The sequence below is a fragment of the Candidatus Diapherotrites archaeon genome, from assembly GCA_030688545.1.
In the GTDB taxonomy this organism is placed as follows: domain Archaea; phylum Iainarchaeota; class Iainarchaeia; order Iainarchaeales; family VGJJ01; genus VGJJ01.
On record JAUYHT010000009.1, the window covers coordinates 1 to 3,741 of the forward strand.

5 protein-coding genes are annotated in these 3,741 nt (G+C 49.2%); all 5 read left to right on the forward strand.

Going from position 1 to position 3,741, the window contains the following annotated elements; translation table 11 throughout:
- Nucleotides 1-837 precede the first annotated feature (837 nt).
- The gene (locus Q8P05_06325) at nt 838-1,104 is read left to right on the forward strand and encodes a hypothetical protein (GenBank protein MDP2667084.1); all 267 of its coding nucleotides are present in this window, start codon (nt 838-840) and stop codon (nt 1,102-1,104) included.
- A gap of 109 nt (nt 1,105-1,213) precedes the next feature.
- A complete protein-coding gene (locus Q8P05_06330) occupies nt 1,214-1,360 on the forward strand; it encodes a hypothetical protein (GenBank protein MDP2667085.1) in 147 nt (48 codons plus the stop codon).
- A 129-nt stretch (nt 1,361-1,489) separates the two neighbouring features.
- Nucleotides 1,490-1,621 carry a hypothetical protein gene (locus tag Q8P05_06335; GenBank protein ID MDP2667086.1) on the forward strand — a complete coding sequence of 44 codons (132 nt, stop codon included), beginning with the start codon at nt 1,490-1,492 and terminating at the stop codon, nt 1,619-1,621.
- 1,440 nt (nt 1,622-3,061) lie between these two features.
- Nucleotides 3,062-3,472, forward strand: coding sequence for a hypothetical protein (locus Q8P05_06340; protein ID MDP2667087.1), 411 nt, complete (start codon nt 3,062-3,064; stop codon nt 3,470-3,472).
- The gene (locus Q8P05_06345) at nt 3,472-3,708 is read left to right on the forward strand and encodes a hypothetical protein (GenBank protein ID MDP2667088.1); all 237 of its coding nucleotides are present in this window, start codon (nt 3,472-3,474) and stop codon (nt 3,706-3,708) included. Before Q8P05_06340 ends, Q8P05_06345 begins: the two co-directional genes overlap by 1 nt.
- Nucleotides 3,709-3,741 lie beyond the last annotated feature (33 nt).

Consider the following 3,741-nt stretch of genomic DNA (forward strand, 5'->3'; position numbering starts at 1 on the left):
ACCTTTTAACCTATGGAGTATGGACAAAATGTGGGGGCTATGGGCTGGTGTAGGCTCTAACCCTCCCCCTCGCCCGGAGAATAATATCCTGGTAGTAAAAACATGTAGGGTAACAAAAAGCTGCACCACCCTATCACCCACGTCACGAGGAAGGAGAGAAGAACATGCAGTGGGAATTTCTCTTAAATATGATCGGCGAGGTGGCCTTTGGGGCAGGTATGGCCCTCTGGCTCACGGAATGGCCTGCTCAAAGTTTAGGCAGTGACAAAAGGAGACGCTGCTGGCATGTAATAGTTGTGTTATTACTGCTTTCATTCGGGATAAACATTGTATTGCCCACCCCAAGCTATCCATAACTTTCATCGTTTTTGGCAATTTTCTTGACATATCTAACAAGTCATGATAGAGTAAACTTAGTCATCGAATACGCCACCAGTCCACCCCCATCCATCTTACTTTTGAGGATGGCAGTGGCAATTCAGGAGAACAGTACCATGGCAGCAAAAATCTGCACCCTCATCCTTCTCACGGTCCTCCTGGCAGCCTGCCAGACCAAGCCCAAGCACTGTGATCCCCTACCCTCTATGCCCGACGACTGGTGTGCAGAATCCATTGATTATCGGCCATTTCCTCTGCTCCTCACTCTCCTGGGGATTCCTTCTGCTGGGGGTGGTGGAGGGTCTTCCAGCTATCGAGGCTCCGATGATGGCCCAGTCAGAGGGTCCGATATTTACTTTAAAAGAGAGATTTCGAGCATAAAGCCAGATGGAAAAGGGGGGTACCGTGCTGATTACAGCACGACTGCCTACCCAAAGAACATAAGATAGGGGTGAATTGATGAGTTGGGTGCCTGTCCCAGATGATCATCCAGGGCTTGCCATCCCGATGATCCGGAACTCCCTTGACTGCACCCAAGAGAGTGGGCTGGTGTTGACCATACCTATTTTGTCGTATAGGGGTTTTGGTCGATATATTTCAATTCAGTGCCCACTTGCCCGTGTGAAAGGAACACCTTGCGGAGCGCTGATTCACCAGCACCTTTGGGTGAGGCATGTGAAGGAGTACCACCACCTGGAGATTGAAGAAACGATCATAGAATGGTGAGGTGAATTGAATGGATTCCATGGAGCCGTTGTGGCCCCTAGCCCACAATGAGAAGCGTGGTGTGTCGGTTCCACTCCTCCAAACCAATGCCAGACTGAGAGGGGGTGGAATGCCCATCATCATGACCTTTGATTTAGGGGATATGGAGAATTCTGTGCGCGGCATGCTTTGCGATGATGGGGTTTCACAGGAAAACTGGGTGCATCATATGTGGTTACACGGTTACGAGATTGAAGAAACGATTATAGTGCTTTGAGAGGGTAATATGGGCGTTCTGGATGGGTGGTACTCTGTTCCTGATAATTATCCTGGCGTGGCGATTCCTATGTTGAGTTCCACTGCAGGTCGGAGGTCTGGCAGCCCTATACTTAATATCAAACGTCCTATGGCATGGGTTGTTTGTCTGGACTGCACCAATCAGATGGGTAATCTCGCGCGGATTCACCAGCATCTCTGGGTGCACCATTTGCAGTTTCAACATGGGTGGATTATTGAAGAGACGATCATAGAACTTTGAGGTGGAGATGATGGGTACAGAACCTAGGGGCTGGAAGGTGGTTCCTGATGAACAGCCTGGCGTGGCGATTCCGGTTTTGGGGCCTGACGTTGGACACTTTGGGGCTACGATCCCCATTCTTATGTGTCTCCCCTGTGATGAGCTTTACTCTTCATTTAGGTGCCTCCTTTGCTTTCAGGAGTATTACCACGAAGAATGGGCAGATCATATTCAGGGTTTTCATGGTGAGGATATTGAAGAGACGATCATAGAACTTTAACCCCCAGGAGTTATGATGTTAGATGATTGGAGGTCTGTTTTAGATGATACCCCTGGTGTGGCGATTCCACTTTTAAACCCCCATAGTGAAAGGAGTGGGGTATATGAGTTTAACCCCATTATATCACTCAAATCAAATTACAATTTGGGGATTCGTTGCCCCCTCTGCGAAATCAAAGGGAATTTGATCAGTCAGAGTGGGTGGCTCAGTCATTTACAGTTTCATGGGTTTGAGGATGTAGTCGAGACGGTTATTGAGCTTTGATGACGCGACAGACATGGCATGGGACGGTGGGGGGAGGCTAGGTGGGGCACGACTTGGCAGACGGGGCGCGGTTAGTCATGGGGTGGCACGGATGGGACAGGGCGTGGCTGACTCGGCGAGCAGCGGGTTGGATCGGGAAGGCTGGGGTGGCGTGGCAGACTCGGAAAGGCAAGGGCTGGATTGGCAGGAACTGACGAGACGTGGCAGACAAGGCCAAAGTCTGATTTTTAACCTTGACACGCTCAGAATCTGTGGTAGAGTATAGTGGACAGGACGGGCTTATGGTAGTTCCCCCCAGAGTTAGGGCTTTGCCCGCAGCGGACGCGCTGGCTCTGGGGTGTTTTTTTGAAATCTGATTTTTAACCCTCAGTTCTGCAAGCGTATGCAGTAAAGGGAACAGCCCCACCAAACTGGTGAGGCTGTCTCGCACCCCCGCTACCATCTCCGCTCTACTTTTTCTTCTTAGCTTTTTTACCACCTGTGATGGTTGGCGCGGCTTGGCGCTTTTTCTTATTAGTTGCTTTCTTCTTCTTGGCCATTATTTCTCCTTATGTGAGGCCCCCAGGGCTTTCCCGAAGACTCCACTAACTAACTCAAGTAGAGCCCCCTTGCCCTATTTGAGATACTGATTGTAACCCCCTCTAACTAGAATCGTCAAGTGATTTTTAACCCCGGCGTTTTTGGAATCAGATTTTTAACCCCAGCCATTTCAAATCCTAATTTTTAACTCTCGGTTTTTGAGGTTCAAAACCTAATTTTTAACCCTCGGTTTTTGAGATCTACGCGGGAAGAAAAAGAGAAGGAGGAAAGAAGTGGGGTGCGCGGGGACCAAATGTGCGGGGAGCCCGAACCCCAAAAGAATATCTTGACAACCGAACAGGTCATGATACACTGGTTTTCAGAAAGGGGGGAACACTATGGCCTATCCGAATATCGAAAACTCCGAAGATTATGCCAAGTATGAATTTGTGGTGAAAGATTTTCTGAAACAGTTTGAAGATGGAACTCCCCCGTCTGATGGGTATTGGGGTTGCCCTGAATGTGGTTCAGAAAATGGGTGGAGTGGGACTGATCCCTGTGAGGGGTGTGATGTTACACCCGAAGATTTCTCCGAGCCCCACTTCTCCTGGCGAGTTTGTGGTTGCTGCGAAAGGAATCTTGGGGGTAGCCGAGTCAATATGATCGGTTGGTTGGATGGCGCTCGCCTATCAGATTGGAATGAAGATTCCAAGTGGACTGGGGAAATCTGTACTGATTGCCAGTATTATTTTGAGTATGGCCAATTAGATGATCAAACTATGCTCACCATAAAAGAGGGGAAGTCCTGATGCAAAAACTCTGTCTTGATTGCAAGATCGTAATGACGGACGGTGCGAAGATTCAGGCTATCCGTTGTCCTGTACATGATGCGGAGCCAGATTTGTATGCGGCACTGCTCTGGATTATGAACCGTGCGAATAACGTCAAGGGTGATCTCGATAGCTATAATTACGTGGTCTTTGATGTAGCTGAGGAGGCCCGCGCCGCGTTAGATGCGGTCGCGCTAGCCAGAAAGACTTCTTGACAACCGAACAGGTCATGATACACTGGTTTTCAG

Coding starts and splice junctions, on each gene's coding strand:
- Q8P05_06340 (MDP2667087.1), top strand. CDS start 3,062: ATGGCCTATCCGAATATCGAAAACTCCGAAGATTATGCCAAGTATGAA.
- Q8P05_06335 (MDP2667086.1), top strand. CDS start 1,490: ATGGCATGGGTTGTTTGTCTGGACTGCACCAATCAGATGGGTAATCTC.
- Q8P05_06325 (MDP2667084.1), top strand. CDS start 838: ATGAGTTGGGTGCCTGTCCCAGATGATCATCCAGGGCTTGCCATCCCG.
- Q8P05_06330 (MDP2667085.1), top strand. CDS start 1,214: ATGCCCATCATCATGACCTTTGATTTAGGGGATATGGAGAATTCTGTG.
- Q8P05_06345 (MDP2667088.1), top strand. CDS start 3,472: ATGCAAAAACTCTGTCTTGATTGCAAGATCGTAATGACGGACGGTGCG.